Raw genomic sequence first — 13249 nt, forward strand, 5'->3', positions numbered from 1 at the left:
GGCCGGGCCCGGGGCGGCGTCAGCGGTTGGTGAAGATGTTGCCCTGGTTCTGGCCGTGCGCGCCGTGCTGGCCGAAGCCGTACTGGGCGGCCATTCCCTGGCCGAGCTGGGCGTTCTGCGGCGGCATCAGCTCGCTGGGCTGCACCAGCACGTAGCCCTGGCCCAGGAAGTTGAGTTCCCAGCCCTCACCGGTGTTGCCGCGCCGCCGCCAGACGCCGGAGGAGCTGGTCTGCGCCTGCATCTGCACGCGCAGCGAGGACGACCAGGCGACCACCGCGTCGGAGTCGGCGGAGACGTACTTGTCCGGGGTGACCTGCATCAGCAGCGGGCGGCCGGAGGTCATGAGCGCGACCTTGCCGTGGCCGGAGATGTTGAGGTTGTAGGCGCCACTGCCCGAGATGCCGAACTGGCTGTCCACCGAGATGACTTCCCAGTGCAGCCCCGAGTCGAGCGCCAGCACATAGGCGCCGTCCACCGTCAGCCCGTCGTGGTCCACGTCCACGACGTGGATGTGCTGGGCGAGGTTGGCGAGGTAGACGGTGCCCTGCCCGGAGCAGCGCATGAGCTCCAGGCCCTCGCCGGTGCGGTAGCGGGCGCTGCGCTGGGCGTGGCTCTGGTACTCGCCGTCGAACTCGATCAGGCCCTGGTAGGCGACCATGGCGCCCTTGCGGGCCAGGCAGTCGCTCCTGCCGTCGAGCTTGACCCGCAGCAGGTACGGGTTCTGCAGGGCGTACTGGTCCTCGGTCTGTACCTCGGTGTAGCCGAAAAGCGGGCTCTGCATGATGGATCGCTCCCCCTCAGCCCCGGACTCGGAGGCGGTCGGTGCTGTCTTCGCTGGGCTGTACGACGACGAAGCCCTGGCCGGAGAAGCCGATCTGGAAGGCCTCGCCGCTGCCCCGCCCGATCAGGGAGGAGGCCTTGAAGCTGCGCTTGGACTTGGTCTTCAGCCCGCTCGACCAGGCGACGAGCGCGTCCGGGTCGACGTAGGTCTCGTCCTCGCCGCGGCCGCAGTCGACGACGACCGGGGTGCCGCGCGAGGTGATGGCCACCCAGCCGGTGCCGGAGACGCCGACGTTGAACAGTCCCTGGCCGGCGAACTTGGCCAGTCCCTTGACCCGCTCCACGCCCCACTGCAGATGCGCGTCGAAAGCGAGCAGATTGGTGCCGTTGACCGACAGGGACTCGTTGGCGAGGTACAGGCAGACGACGTCGGCGCCGTAGTCGGCAAGGTACAGCAGCCCGTCGCCGGTGCACTTCATCAAAGGCGCGCCCTCCCCGGTCAGCCACTGCGACGCCATCTGGCGCACCGCGGGCGGGTTGGGCTCGTACTGCACGAAGCCCTCGTAGGCGACCATCGATCCGGTGCGCGCGAAGAGGTCCTGGCCGCTTTGCATGGCGACCTTCAGCATGCTGTTGCCGTGGGTCTCCATACGGGCGGTGACCGGTGCCGGGGAGTACCCGGAAATCAGAGTCTGGTCCATGGCGGGCTCCCTCAGACCTCGTACGGCTGGACGACGATGAAGTTGCCGGGGGCGCCGCGGAACTGGAGGTTCACGGTCTCCCCGCTGTGTCCCGGATAGGCGTTCCGGCGCAGCCGCACCTGGCTGGAGAGCACCACCTGCGACGCGGCGGACCAGGCGACGATGGCGTTGCTGTCGGCGTAGGTGGTGGGCGTGACCGGCAGCACCACGGGGGTGCCGTGGGTCTTGACGATCACGGTGCCGGTGCCCTGGAACTGCATCGTGAACAGCGCGCCACCGGGGATGCCGTGGCCCTCGATGCGGCGCACCTCGTGCTGGAGGGACTCGTCGAAGGCCAGGACGTTCTCCGCGGAGACGCAGATCGCGTCGCCCTGGAGCTCGATCGGGTGCAGATAGGAGGCGTCCTCGGCGAAGAACACCTGTCCGCGGCCGGTGCAGCGCATCAGCTGCATCTCCTGGCCGGTCATGTTGCCGACGATACGGCCGGCGAAACCGGCGCCCTTGTAGCCGAACTCGACCTTGCCCTGGTACAGCACCATGCTGCCCTGGCGGGCGAGCACCGGCTGGCCGCCGGCCTGGGAGAGGTCGACGCGGACGAGCTTGGAGTTCTGCTGCGTCCAGCGCTGGCCGGTCGGGACCTCGCGGTACTTCTGCATGGCGGCGGCGAGGCCGGCGCCGGGAGTCTGCGGGACCTGCGGCGCGCCCGGGGCCTGACCGTACGGCGCGGGGGCCACGGGCGGCTGGCCGAATGGGGCCTGCGGCGGCTGGCCGTAGGGGGCCTGGCCGAAGGCCGGCTGGCCGGGGGGCTGCCCGAACGGGGGCTGGCCCGGCACCTGGCCGGGGGGACCAGGGTGCCCGGGAGGCGCCTGCGGGGGCGGGACCTGTCCGAAGGGCGGCTGCCCGGGTGTATGCGGCGGGGCCTGGGGCGGCGGGGTGGTCATCGGCGCCACCATGGTGGGCGCCGCGTGGACGGGGGGCATGCCCGGGGCCGGGGCGGGTGCCTGGGGCGGCGCGCCGAAGGCCGGCGCGGGCTGCGGGGCCGGGGGTGCGGGAGCGGGTGCCGGGGGCGCCGCGAAGCCGGGCGCGGGCCCGGCCGGCGGGGCGAAGCCCGGCGCCGCGGCGGGCTGCGACGGCACGGCGGCCTGCTGCTCCTCGGCGACCTCGCCGCCGAAGTTCTTCAGCAGGGCGTCCAGTCCCCCGTCGAAGCCCTGGCCGACCGCGGCGAAGCGCCAGACGTCCTTGAGGTAGATGTCCGCGAGCATGACCGCGCGCTCGGTGCTGAACTCCGCGCCGCTGAAGGCGTAGCGCGCCACTTCGTCGCCGCCCGCGACGATCCTGATGTAGCCGGGGCCGACCTGGGACATCTGCCCGAAGCCGTCGAGGGTCGCGGTGAAGCTGAGCCGGTGGATCCGCTCCGGGACGCGGTCCAGCGTGACCCGGAAGGACTCGGTGTCGCCGGCCTGCGCGCCGAGCTGCTGAATCGACTCCTCGGGTGACTTGGGCTGGTTGTAGAAGATGAAATAGCGGTCGTCCGAGAGCTGTTCCGCGGCGTCGAGACCGAAGCAGCTGATGTCGAACGTCAGGCCGGGTCCGCTGATCTGCACGCCGACGTACAGATCCGTCCCCGCTGTGAGATCACTGATCTTGGCCTTGTGGCCGCGCTGGAATTCCCTGGCCATTGCGAACGACCGCCCCCCATCCGTACGTACGTGCCTCTGCGTTGCGTCAGGCTATCCGCTGACTCCGACGGCGGGCCATTCCCCGGCTATTCCTCGCGCGCCGTCGGCGGGTGCGGGAGGCGGGCCGCCGCGACGACCCCTTCCAGGTATCCCCGCGCGCGTTCCGTGCGCGGATAGGGCTCCAGCACCTTCCAGAAGTCGGGCCCGTGGCCCGGCACCAGGAGGTGCGCGAGCTCATGGAGGAGAACGTAGTCGATGACGTACTCGGGCATGCCCTGAAGCCGGTGCGACAGGCGGATGCTGCCCTCGGCCGGCGTGCACGAGCCCCACCGGGAGTTCTGGTTGGTGACCCAGCGCACGATGCGCGGGGCGGCACGGCCGCCGAGGTACTGGGCGGACAGCTGGGCGGCCCGGGCGGCGAGCTGCTCGTCGCCGAGCATCTTGCGGCTCTCCTGGGCGGCGAGCTTGTCGAGCATGACCGTCACCCAGCGCTTCTCCTCGGCGGCGGACATCCGCGCCGGAATGAGGACCACGGTGACGTCGCCCTCGCGGTACGCCGAGACGGTGCGGCGTCGACGGGCACTCCGGCGCACTTCCACCGCGCTGGTCCGGGAGGCGCGCGAGGGCTGGCTGGAAAGACTGTGGGAGGGGTCGGCGGACACGGCACGACGTTACCCGCCCGGAGTCCGTCAAGTCCCACCCCGGGGTGTGCTCACCTGAAAAAAGACGCGCGTTCCCGAGCAACCGGACGACATCACGATGACATCCCGCTCGCAGCACCGGGATTTCCCGATCAAATGATCATTGCCGCCGCCTGTGGATAACTTTCGCGGCCGGTTCGCAGATTCCGGGCATGCTGGTCGCCACGGATTCACCGGGATCTCCCTTCGGGGGTCCCCGTCCACGGGGGTGGCGATGCGTCCCATGCTCAAACCCGCCATGCGCCGCAGCTGGCGCAGCCGGGAAAGCCTGCAATTCGGGGTCGACCCGGCCCACGCCGTCGTGCTGGACTCGGTGGACGGCGCCGCGTCCGCCTTCCTGGACCTGCTCGACGGCACACGGGGGATCGGCCCGCTGGCCCGGGAGGCGGAGTCACTGGGGCTGGGGCCCCGCCAGGCCCGGCGGCTGCTCGGGCTGCTCGCCGAAGGCGGCGTACTGGACGACGCGTCCTCGCACGCCGAGCTGTCGGAGGCGATGAGTCACCGCTCGGCCGCTCTGGACCGGCTCCGGCCCGACCTGGCGGCGCTCTCCGTCGTCCACACCGATCCCGGCGGAGCGGCCGCCCGGATACAGGAGCGGCGCGGCACCCGGGTGCGTGTGATGGGGGCGGGGCGCGTCGGGGGCACGATCGCGGCGGTGCTCTCGGCGGCGGGGGTGGGCCGGGTCGACGTGCACGACGACGGCCGGGTCGAGCCGTGGGACACCGCCCCGGGCGGCATCCCGGCGGACCACATCGGGGAGCGCCGGGACGCGGCGGCGCGCGGTCTGGTCCGGCGGGCCGCGCCCGATCCGCGGGCCGGCGCGGTCGGCAGACGGGGGCCGGCCGCCCGCCCTGAACCGCGGCTCTCCCTCGTCGTGATCGCGCCGAGGGACGGGCTGGCGGCCTACGCGCCCGACCCGCGCGAGGCCGAGCCGCTGCTCGCCGCCGGTATCCCTCATCTGTACGCCGGGGTGCTGGAGGGCATGGGGGTCGTCGGCCCGCTGGTGGTACCGGGGAGCACCGGGTGCGCCGGCTGCCTGGGACTGCGGATGGCCGACGCGGACGCGGCCTGGCCCCGGGTGCTGGCGCAGCTGCGGTCCGGCCGTGGCGGGGTGCCGGCCTGCGATGTGGCACTGGCCACGACGGTCGCGGGCCTGGCGGCGGCCCATGCCCTGGCGTTCGTCGACGGTGGAAGGCCGCCGAGCTGCGGGGCGCGCTGGGAACTGGGGCTCGCCCGGCTGACCACCGAGGTGCGCCCGGTCCCCGCGGACCGCAGGTGCGGATGTGGTGCGACCCGGGAACTGGGTGCCGCGGTTCGGGAAGGGCGGGGGACAATGACGGGGTGACCGACCGGAAAGTGGGGGCGCATGTCTGATCTTCCGCGTAAAGCGGTGACCCGAACCGCCAAGTTGGCCGCGCTCCCCCTGGGATTCGCGGGCCGGGCGACACTGGGGCTGGGCAAGCGACTCGGGGGCCGCCCCGCGGACGAGGTCGCGATCGAGCTCCAGCAGCGGACCGCCGAGCAGCTTTTCAAGGTTCTCGGAGAGCTCAAGGGCGGGGCCATGAAATTCGGGCAGGCACTGTCCGTCTTCGAGGCCGCGCTGCCCGAGGAGGTGGCCGGCCCCTACCGGGCGGCGCTCACCAAACTGCAGGACGCGGCGCCGCCGATGCCTGCCCGCACCGTGCACGGGGTGCTGGCGGAGCGACTGGGCGAGGACTGGCGCGAGCTGTTCGCGGAGTTCGAGGACCAGCCCGCGGCCGCCGCCTCGATCGGGCAGGTGCACCGCGCCGTGTGGCACGACGGCCGCAAGGTCGCGGTGAAGGTGCAGTACCCCGGCGCGGGCGACGCCCTGCTGTCGGACCTGAGCCAACTGGGCCGGGTGGCAAGGCTGTTCGGCCCGCTGATCCCCGGTATGGACATCAAGCCGCTGATCACGGAACTGCGCGACCGGATCTCGGAGGAACTCGACTACGAGTTGGAGGCCCAGGCCCAGCACGCGCACGCGGCGGAGTTCGCCGGCGATCCGGACGTGTTCGTGCCGGACGTGGTGCACCGCACCGAACGGGTGCTGGTCACCGAGTGGATGGACGGGGTCCCGCTGGCGGAGGTGATCTCCCGGGGCAGCCAGGAGATGCGCGACCGCGCGGGGCAGCTGCTGGCGCGCTTCCTGTTCGCCGGCCCCGCCCGTACGGGCCTGCTGCACGCCGACCCGCACCCGGGCAACTTCCGGTTGCTGGTGGACGACGGCCCGGCGGCCGGCTGGCGGCTGGGCGTGCTGGACTTCGGCACCGTCGACCGGCTTCCGGAGGGCCTCCCGGTGCCGATAGGGACGGCCCTGCGGATGGCGCTGGCGGACGACGCCGAGTCGGTGCACGCGATGCTCCGCCAGGAGGGCTTCGTCAGGCCGACCATCGACCTCGATCCGGACGCCGTGCTGGACTATCTGCGGCCGATCATCGAGCCCGCGGCGGAGGAGGAGTTCGCCTTCGCCCGCGACTGGATGCGCGCGCAGGCCGCACGGATCGCCGACCCGCGCTCGCCCGCCCACCAGTTGGGCAAGCAGCTCAACCTGCCGCCCTCGTACCTGCTGATCCACCGGGTGACCCTGAGCACCATCGGGGTGCTGTGCCAGCTGTCGGCGACCGTGCGGCTGCGGGACGAGTTGCTCGAGTGGCTGCCCGGGTTCGCCGGGGAGGGGGAGGCACCCCTGCCCGAGGTCGAGGACGCCTCGGCCTAGGTGCGTGCCCTGTCGTCAGGGCGCTACCACCAGGCGGAATCCAGCCGCCCCTCGATACTGCGGATGTTGCTGCGCGCGCAGTCGTCGCAGAAGTACACGCGACCGCCGTTCTCCACCGAGCAGGTCCAGGTGAGGGGGAGCTCCTGGGCGACCGCGCCGCAGCGGGCGCACGTCGTCGTCGTGGGAGCAGTCCCGACCCGATCGACTTGAGTCTTCTGGTCCACTTCCCGACGATATCGCGGGGCCGGTCGAAATCGACCGGCCCCGCGGTTGTGTGTCGTTACGGATGTGTGACCGCTGTGCTACCGCTGCTGCATCACGGCCATCGCGAGCGCGCGGCGGGCGCGCAGCGAGGCACGTTCGGCACGGCGCTGCAGCCGGCGGGCGGTGAGCACGCGCAGCGCCATGCGTTCGTGCTCGGCCTCGTAGAGGCGCTCTTGCATATGGGCACGGGCCAGAGCTTCTGGCATGAGTTGCATTTCGAGGTTCCTGTTCTGGCGCGCGGTCGGCGCGCCGGCGGAAGGTGCGGGGCGTTCGTTGGTGGACGGACTCATCGGGGCCTGTTTCATCGGGTCGTGCGTGAGGGGTCGATCGATCGTTCCGACGGCTGGACGCTTCATGCCATGACCGCGTTCTTGCGCGGGCGACCACGCGGCCGCTTGCGGGGCACCACGACACCCTGGACGAACAGCTCGCCACCCCAGACACCCCAGGGCTCGCGGCGGTCCTTCGCGCCGGCGAGGCAGGCCTCACGGACCGGGCAGGTCTGGCACAGCGACTTGGCGTACTCGACGTCGGCCGGGGACTCTGCGAAGAAGACCTCCGGGTCGAAGGTCCGGCACGGGACGGGTACGCCGAGGCGCTCGATCTCGTCGTCGAGCTCGGTGAGGGGGATCAAGGTGACCTCCGGGTCAGGCGGGCGAACTGGGGTGGGTACGGACGGTGCGTGCGAGGTGATGTGCACGTTCGCTTCGTTCCTCGTCTGTTTGTCGTGGGTGGGAAAACAGAAGGGCCGCGGATCCCGGTCTGGGATTCCGCGGCCCTGAAGGCGCCGGCCTGATTGTCTGTCAGGCTGGATCACTCCAGGGTTCGAGCCCGCGGAAGGCCCACTTCGGGTGCTGCTGCGTCTTCGGGTTTCCGGCACCATTGGTCGCCGCAAAGGCATAGGCCTTGGCCTGTGCCATTACCGCTTCCGCCGGCGCCTGAGTCGGTCGCTCGCCCGCGCGCTCCCGCAGGGAGAGAGCGGGAGTGCCCAGGGCGGACACACGACCGGACAGGCTGCTGGACAGACCGGTGCCGAGGAGCGAGGCACCGAGCGGGCAGGCGGCGACGACCGTGCGATCGGTCGTGGTGTCGATGTAAGTGATCACTGGTCTCGCCTCCTCTCGGCGTCTCGTGGGGCTGGTCTGGACACGTCTTGCGGGGTTAGTACATCACGGATTCCACCGCTCCGGGAAGGTCCTCCACGAAGCCGCGTCGTCCGCGCTCACGCAGGCTATGGGGATTTCCTCGGGGCGCGCAAACTATTTTTCGGGGTCTTCTGCAACAGGTTCATCACCTGTCCCGGAGCCCGTGCACAGGGCGAGAACCTCGGCGCCGAACTTGTCCAGTTTGCGGGCCCCGACTCCGGAGATAACCGACAATTCAGCCTCCGTGGAGGGCCTTACCTCCGCGATGGCGAGCAGCGTCTTGTCGGTGAAGACGCAGTAGGCGGGCTGACCGAGCGCCTTGGCCTGCTCGACCCGCCACTCGCGCAGCCGCTCGTACAGCGCCTCGTCCATGTCGGAGGGGCAGTCCTCACAGCGCATCAGCTTGATCTCGCCGGCGTCGGAGAGCGTGCGCCCGCAGACCCGGCAGTGCACCGGTCCGCGTCGCCGCCGGCCGCCCGCGCCGCGTTCCACCCCGCCGCCGGCCGCCGGGCGGCCGCCCGCCCGTCCCCGGGCGGTCGTGCCCGGCCGCAGCCCGTCCAGGAAGCGCGAGGGCCGCCGGCCGCCGCGGCCGCCCGGCGAGCGGGACAGCGCCCAGGACAGCCCCAGGTGGAAGCGGGCACGGGTGACGCCGACGTAGAGCAGTCGGCGCTCCTCCTCCACCTGCTCGTCGGTCTTGGCGTAGGTGATCGGCATCGTGCCCTCGGTCAGGCCGACCAGGAACACCGCGTCCCACTCCAGGCCCTTGGCCGCGTGCAGCGAGGCCAGCGTGACGCCCTCCACGGTGGGAGCGTGCTGGGCGCCGGCCCGCTCGTCGAGTTCGGCGACGAAGTCCGCGAGGCCGGCGCCCTCGCGGGCGCGGGCGAAGTCCTCGGCGAGCCGCACGAGCGCCGCCAGCGACTCCCACCGGTCGCGGACCGCGCCGGAGCCCGCCGGGGGCTCGGGGGACCAGCCGCGGGTGCTCAGCACCGCCCTGACGTGAGAGGGCAGGTCCGCGTCCTCCAGCGGATCACTGGCCCGGGCCGCGCCGCGCAGCAGCATCCCCGCCTCGCGGACCTCCGGCCGCTCGAAGAAGCGCTCGGCGCCGCGCAGCTGGTAGGGCACCCCGGCGTCGGCGAGGGCCTGTTCGTAGACCTCGGACTGCGCGTTGACCCGGTAGAGCACGGCGATCTCGCTGGGCCGCACTCCGTCGTCGATCAGCTCCCGGATCCGCCGCGCGGCGCCCTCCGCCTCGGCCGGCTCGTCCGCGTACTCGGTGTAGGACGGCTCGGGGCCGGCCTCGCGCTGCGAGACCAGCTCCAGCCGGTGCTGGGCGGCCTGGCCGCGGGCCTGCGACAGCAGTCCGTTGGCCAGATGCACGACCTGCGGGGTGGAGCGGTAGTCGCGGACCAGCTTGACCACGGTGGCGTCGGGGTGCCGGGTGCGGAAGCCGAGCAGGAACTCGGGGGTGGCGCCGGTGAAGGAGTAGATGGTCTGCGAGGCGTCCCCGACCACGCAGACGCTGTCCCGGCCGCCGAGCCACAGGTCGAGCAGCCGCTGCTGCAGCGGGCTGACGTCCTGGTACTCGTCGACGACGAAGTGCTGGTACTGGGAGCGGACGGCCTCGGCGACGTCCGCACGGTCCTCCAGGACGCCGACCGTGAGCAGCAGCACGTCCTCGAAGTCGATGACCCCGCGGTCACGCTTGAGCTGCTCGTACGTGGTGTAGATCCGGGCGATCTCCGCGGCGTCGCGCGGCACCTCGCGGGCGGACTTGGCGGCGGCGGCCGGGTAGTCCTCCGGGACGGTCTGGGTGACCTTGGCCCACTCGATCTCGCCGGTGACGTCGCGCAGCTCGTTGCGGTCCAGCCGGATGCGGGAGCGTGCGCCGGCCTCGGCGACCAGCTGGATCTTGCGCTCGGCCAGCCGCGGCATCTCGCCCCCGATCGCGCGCGGCCAGAAGTACTGGAGCTGCCGCAGCGCCGCGGAGTGGAAGGTGCGCGCCTGCACGCCGCCCGCGCCCAGCTGCCGCAACCGCCCGCGCATCTCACCGGCCGCCCGGGCGGTGAAGGTGACCGCGAGGACGCTGGCGGGCTGCAGTATCCCGGCCCGCACCCCGTACGCGATCCGGTGCGTGATCGCGCGGGTCTTGCCCGTACCGGCGCCGGCCAGCACGCACACCGGGCCGTGCAGCGCGGTGGCGACCGCGCGCTGCTCGGGGTCGAGCCCGGCGAGCACGGCGTCCGCGGAGTCCGGGACGGCGGAGAACTCCGGGAAGAGCGGGGAGTGGGTTGGAGCAGTCACCCCGCCATGCTGCCAGGTCCCGGGAGACACCCGGGAAAGTTATCCACAGCTGAGGTCCGATAGTCCCACCGGATGCGAATGCAAGGAATGCGCGACCCTGGGGTTGGCGTTCCCAGGAGGCTATCTTCACCGAGACCCCCAGCCCCTGAGGAGCGAACACCGATGTCCGGAACTGTGACGATGTACAGCACCACGTGGTGCGGCTACTGCCGCCGCCTGAAGGGCCAGCTCGACCGCGAGGGCATCCCCTTCAAGGAGATCAACATCGAGCAGGACCCGGAGTCGGCGAAGTTCGTCGAGACCGTGAACGGCGGGAACCAGCTGGTCCCGACGCTGCTGGTCACCCCGGAGAGCGGCGCCGAGCCGATCCCGCTGAGCAACCCGAGCCTCGCCCAGGTCAAGCAGGCCCTGGCGAGCTGAGGCCCCCGGGCCCGGTCGCGCGGTACCCCCGCGGCCGGGCCCGTCCGCTCAGCTCATCCGGCCGCGCCCACCACCGCGGCCACCACCCCGATCACGCCGGGGATCACTGCCGTACCGGCAACGGCTTGCCGTACCAGCGCTCCACGAGCCGGGCCGCGATGGAGATGCCGTGCGGCGGCAGCACCTCGCCGGTCTCCATCGCCTTGGCCAGCTCCTCGCGGGAGAACCAGCGCGCCTCGTGCAGTTCCTCGCCGTCCACCGTGATCTCCGACGACGAGGCCCAGGCCATGAAGCCCAGCATCAGGCTGGAGGGGAACGGCCACGGCTGGCTGGCGACGTACGACACACCGGCCACCGTCACCCCGGCCTCCTCCGCGACCTCGCGGACGACGGCCTGCTCCAGGGACTCCCCCGGCTCCACGAAGCCCGCCAGGGTCGAGAACCGGCCCTCCGGCCAGTGCACCTGGCGGCCGAGCAGCGCGCGGTCCTGGTCGTCGGTGACCAGCATGATCACCGCGGGGTCGGTGCGCGGATAGTGCTCGGCGCCGCAGGCCGGGCAGCGACGGATGTGGCCGGCCGCGGCGACCACCGTGCGCTCGCCGCAGCGGGAGCAGAAGCGGTGCATCCGCTGCCAGTTCTCCAGCGCCACCGCGTGCACCATCAGCCCGGCGTCACGGTCGGAGAGCAGCGCGCCCACCTCGCGCAGTCCGGCCGGGCGGGCGACGTCGTCCATCCGGCCGGGGAGGCTGTCCTTCTGGAGCGCGAAGTAGCGCACGCCGTCCTCGTCGATGCCGAGGAAGTAGCGGTGCACCTCGCTCTCCGGGGCCTCGAAGGACGGCATCATGACCAGCTCGGTCCCGCCGTCCGGGGTGTCCTCGACCAGCACCTGGCCACCCGACACCACGAAGACCCGGGTCGTGGGGTGACTCCAGGCGGCCGCCAGCCACGCCTCGTCGAGGCGGTGCAGGGCGGCACGGTCGATGCCCGACCAACGGGCCAGGGGCGGGAGGGCCGCCGGTTCGGACACCGGGCCGGAGTTCTTCCCGGTGCCAGCATCGCCGGACGTACCAGGCATATCGGACAAAGCTGCTGTCAACTCCCCGTAGCGCGCGGATTCTTGCGGATGCTCACAGAGTCGCGAACTCGCTCCACAGGTACGCGGAGGTCTCCACGCCCTTCAGAAGCAGGTCGAGCTCGACCTTCTCGTTCACTGAATGCCAACCGTCGGACGGCACGGAAATTCCCAGGAAGAGAACGGGGGCACCGAGCACGTCCTGCAGGTCGGCCGCCGGTCCGGAACCACCCTCACGAGTGAACAGGATCTCCTTGCCGAAGGCCCGCCCCATGGCGCGCGTCAGCGCGCCCAGCGCCGGGTGGTCCAGAGGCGTCAGGCACGGGCGGGTGGCGCCCCAGAAGGTGATCTCGTGCCGGACGCCGTCCGGGACGCGCGCGGCGATCCAGTCGGCGACCAGTCGCTGCACCGTGTCGGTGTCCTGCCCGGCGACCAGCCGGAAGGACAGCTTGAGCTGGGCGGAGGCCGGCACGATCGTCTTGCCGCCGGGCCCCTGGTAGCCGCCGCCGATGCCGTTGACCTCGGCGGTCGGGCGGGCCCAGATCCGCTCCAGGGTGGAGTGGCCGGCCTCGCCGCCCGCCGCGTACGACCGGGCGGTGCGCAGCCAGCGCTTCTCGTCGAAGGGCAGCCGCGCGAACAGTTCGCGCTCCCGCCCGGTCAGCTCCACGACGCCGTCGTAGAAACCGGGGATCGCCACCCTCCCGTCCGCGTCGTGCAGTCCGGCGGCCAGCCGGGCCGCCTCGGTGGCCGGATTGGGGACGGCGCCTCCGAAGGAACCGGAGTGGATGTCCTGGTCGGGGCCGCGCAGGTCGACCTGGCAGTCGACGAGGCCGCGCATACCGGTGCAGACGGTCGGGGTGTCCTCGTCCCACATGCCGGTGTCGGAGACGATCACCGTGTCGCAGGCCAGCCGGTCGGCGTGGGCGCGCACCAGGTCGGCGAAGTGCGGCGAGCCGGCCTCCTCCTCGCCCTCGACCAGCAGCTTCAGGTGCACGGCGGGGGTGGTGCGGCCGGTGGCGGCCAGGTGGGCGCGGACACCGAGTGTGTGGAAGAACACCTGGCCCTTGTCGTCGGCGGCGCCGCGCGCGTACATCCGCCCGTCGCGGACCACGGGCTCGAAGGGGTCGCTGTCCCAGCCGTCCTCGCGGGCCGCGGGCTGCACGTCGTGGTGGCCGTAGACCAGCACCGTCGGCGCGTCCGGGTCGTCGCTGGGCCACTCGGCGAAGACCGCGGGCCCGCCCGCGGTCGGCCACACCTCGGCGACCGGGAACCCCGTCTCCCGCAGCTTCGCGGCCAGCCACCGGGCACTGCGCCCGACGTCCCCGGACCGCTCGGGATCGGCCGACACGGACGGGATGCGCAGCCACTCGGCGAGTTCGCCGAGAAAAGCCTCACGGTGGGTCGCGATGTACGTACGGACGGCGCTGTCCGGGGTGGTGCTCATGGCCT

Annotated in this window: 14 protein-coding genes; 3 read left to right on the forward strand and 11 right to left on the reverse strand. The window is 72.1% G+C overall.

The window, feature by feature from the left end:
• Positions 1 to 19: 19 nt before the first annotated feature.
• From PV364_RS36065 to PV364_RS36080, 4 genes are all read right to left on the reverse strand, one after another.
• The gene (locus PV364_RS36065) at positions 20 to 781 is read right to left on the reverse strand and encodes an AIM24 family protein (protein WP_319665054.1); all 762 of its coding nucleotides are present in this window, start codon (positions 779 to 781) and stop codon (positions 20 to 22) included.
• A gap of 16 nt (positions 782 to 797) precedes the next feature.
• Positions 798 to 1481 carry an AIM24 family protein gene (locus tag PV364_RS36070; RefSeq protein ID WP_319665055.1) on the reverse strand — a complete coding sequence of 228 codons (684 nt, stop codon included), beginning with the start codon at positions 1479 to 1481 and terminating at the stop codon, positions 798 to 800.
• 11 nt (positions 1482 to 1492) lie between these two features.
• The gene (locus PV364_RS36075) at positions 1493 to 3160 is read right to left on the reverse strand and encodes a TerD family protein (RefSeq protein ID WP_319665057.1); all 1668 of its coding nucleotides are present in this window, start codon (positions 3158 to 3160) and stop codon (positions 1493 to 1495) included.
• Positions 3161 to 3246: 86 nt separating this feature from the next.
• Positions 3247 to 3822 carry a M48 family metallopeptidase gene (locus tag PV364_RS36080; protein WP_319665058.1) on the reverse strand — a complete coding sequence of 192 codons (576 nt, stop codon included), beginning with the start codon at positions 3820 to 3822 and terminating at the stop codon, positions 3247 to 3249.
• Positions 3823 to 4075: 253 nt separating this feature from the next.
• On the opposite strand from PV364_RS36080, the gene PV364_RS36085 reads away from it, so the two are divergent.
• Both PV364_RS36085 and PV364_RS36090 read left to right on the forward strand, forming a co-directional pair.
• Entirely contained in the window at positions 4076 to 5206 is a 1131-nt protein-coding gene (locus tag PV364_RS36085) for a TOMM precursor leader peptide-binding protein (RefSeq protein WP_415924652.1), read from the forward strand.
• A gap of 21 nt (positions 5207 to 5227) precedes the next feature.
• Positions 5228 to 6598: an AarF/ABC1/UbiB kinase family protein gene (locus tag PV364_RS36090; RefSeq protein ID WP_319665061.1), complete on the forward strand. Its 1371-nt coding sequence runs from the start codon at positions 5228 to 5230 to the stop codon at positions 6596 to 6598.
• A gap of 23 nt (positions 6599 to 6621) precedes the next feature.
• Here the strand turns inward: PV364_RS36090 and PV364_RS36095 are convergent, their stop codons facing one another.
• The 5 genes from PV364_RS36095 to PV364_RS36115 all read right to left on the reverse strand — a co-directional run bounded on the left by PV364_RS36095 (position 6622) and on the right by PV364_RS36115 (position 10308).
• Positions 6622 to 6822 (reverse strand): hypothetical protein, encoded by a 201-nt coding sequence (locus PV364_RS36095; protein WP_319665062.1) that lies wholly within the window; start codon positions 6820 to 6822, stop codon positions 6622 to 6624.
• 78 nt (positions 6823 to 6900) lie between these two features.
• A complete protein-coding gene (locus PV364_RS36100) occupies positions 6901 to 7218 on the reverse strand; it encodes a hypothetical protein (RefSeq protein WP_319665063.1) in 318 nt (105 codons plus the stop codon).
• Positions 7215 to 7562, reverse strand: coding sequence for a WhiB family transcriptional regulator (locus tag PV364_RS36105; protein ID WP_319665065.1), 348 nt, complete (start codon positions 7560 to 7562; stop codon positions 7215 to 7217). Before PV364_RS36105 ends, PV364_RS36100 begins: the two co-directional genes overlap by 4 nt.
• A 103-nt stretch (positions 7563 to 7665) precedes the next feature.
• Entirely contained in the window at positions 7666 to 7968 is a 303-nt protein-coding gene (locus tag PV364_RS36110) for a hypothetical protein (RefSeq protein ID WP_319665066.1), read from the reverse strand.
• Positions 7969 to 8121: 153 nt separating this feature from the next.
• The gene (locus PV364_RS36115) at positions 8122 to 10308 is read right to left on the reverse strand and encodes an ATP-dependent DNA helicase UvrD2 (RefSeq protein ID WP_319665068.1); all 2187 of its coding nucleotides are present in this window, start codon (positions 10306 to 10308) and stop codon (positions 8122 to 8124) included.
• Positions 10309 to 10470: 162 nt separating this feature from the next.
• On the opposite strand from PV364_RS36115, the gene PV364_RS36120 reads away from it, so the two are divergent.
• Positions 10471 to 10728: a glutaredoxin domain-containing protein gene (locus PV364_RS36120; RefSeq protein WP_319665069.1), complete on the forward strand. Its 258-nt coding sequence runs from the start codon at positions 10471 to 10473 to the stop codon at positions 10726 to 10728.
• Between the two features lie 103 nt (positions 10729 to 10831).
• Here the strand turns inward: PV364_RS36120 and nudC are convergent, their stop codons facing one another.
• Together nudC and PV364_RS36130 are read right to left on the reverse strand one after the other, a co-directional pair.
• Positions 10832 to 11803 (reverse strand): NAD(+) diphosphatase, encoded by a 972-nt coding sequence (gene nudC, locus PV364_RS36125; protein ID WP_401978044.1) that lies wholly within the window; start codon positions 11801 to 11803, stop codon positions 10832 to 10834.
• Positions 11804 to 11855: 52 nt separating this feature from the next.
• Positions 11856 to 13244, reverse strand: coding sequence for a dipeptidase (locus PV364_RS36130; protein WP_319665074.1), 1389 nt, complete (start codon positions 13242 to 13244; stop codon positions 11856 to 11858).
• Between the last annotated feature and the right edge of the window lie 5 nt (positions 13245 to 13249).

It is taken from the genome of Streptomyces sp. MI02-7b, assembly GCF_033793585.1.
GTDB lineage: Bacteria > Actinomycetota > Actinomycetes > Streptomycetales > Streptomycetaceae > Actinacidiphila.